Here is a 1,201-nt window from a genome sequence, read left to right as displayed (position 1 = left end):
GGTCTGGGTGAGTGTAGAGGGCTGATGACCGGCCTGTGATCTCTTTCCCGGGCCGCCCCTCGATCGTGTGCAGCCGCCGCTGATAGTGGCAGCGGCGAGCGACCGCTTGGCGTCGTCTGCGCCAGTGTGACCATCTCAGTGCGCGTGCACTGATGAGGGGCTGGTGAGCGGCGAGGGGTGAGTGGCCAGTTGCCAGGAGCCGCCGAACTTCTGCCACGGTGAGAGGCGCAAGGCAGGAACCGTTTCTGCTGCCCCTTTTGCCGCGGCGTCGGCGGCCATGGCGGCCAGGAACGCATGCGCCAGTATGGCCAGCGTGATGTGCCGCATCCAGCCGGTATAGCGGCGGACTTCGTACTGGTCGAGGCCGCACTCGTTCTTCGCGGCCTGGAAGGCTTCCTCGATGGCCCAGCGCGTCCCGGCGACGCGGACCAGACGCTCGACCGTGGTGCCGAGCGGTGCGTAACAGAGGTAGTAGGCGATCTCCTCGGGCTTGCTGATGCTGCGGCGGGCCAGTGCCCACCGCTGGTGGGTGGGCATCTCGCCGTCGAAGTCCTCGATGGAGGTGATCTGCAGGGCGGCCCAGTGGTAGAAGCGCGGGCCCTTGGCGCCGTCACCGCACGAACGTTGCTCCCACGCTTCCTCGGGTGCCTGGGAGAAGAGGTGGTCGATGCGTCCGAAGTGGGGCACCTGCTGAGACTTGGGGACCGCGAGCACATAGCCCAGGCCGGTCTCCTCCAGCATGCGGCGCAGCCGCCACTCCTGGCCGTAGGCGGCGTCCGCGGTCACCCAGGCGATCGGCAGCGGCGAGGCGATCGCCCGCAGCACCATGGCCTTGGCCAGGTCGGGTTTGGTGGCGAAGGTCCGCTCGTTGGGGATGTGCGCGGCGCGGCATCGGTCGCGGTCGTCGGTCCAGGACTTGGGCAGGTACAACTCGCGGTCGACCAGGGCGCGTCCGCGGGTGGTGGCGTAGGCGGCGAACACGCCGATCTGGCAGTTCTCGGTGCGGCCGGCGGTGCCGGAGTATTGGCGCTGCACACCGGCCGAGGTGGTGCCCTTCTTGAGGAAGCCGGTGTCGTCGAGGATGAGGATTCCGTCGGGCTCGCCGAGCCGTTCGGCTACGTAGTGCTGGAGGTCGTCGCGGAGTTCGTCGGCGTCCCAGCGTGCGCCGTTAAGGAGCCGCTGGAGACGGTCGGGTGTGCGG

The 1,201-nt window shown here is 68.8% G+C and carries 1 protein-coding gene; it reads right to left on the bottom strand.

Features of this window, described 5'->3' with window-relative positions; translation table 11 throughout:
• Positions 1 to 135: 135 nt before the first annotated feature.
• Positions 136 to 1,201, bottom strand: a 1,066-nt coding sequence (locus ACZ4O3_RS44090) for an IS701 family transposase (protein ID WP_467728039.1), incomplete at its 5' end; no start/stop codon positions are given.

The organism is Streptomyces sp. NPDC026515 (assembly GCF_055567595.1).
The sequence above is the reverse complement of the archived record's forward strand: the minus strand, read 5'-3'. Positions and strand labels throughout refer to the sequence as shown.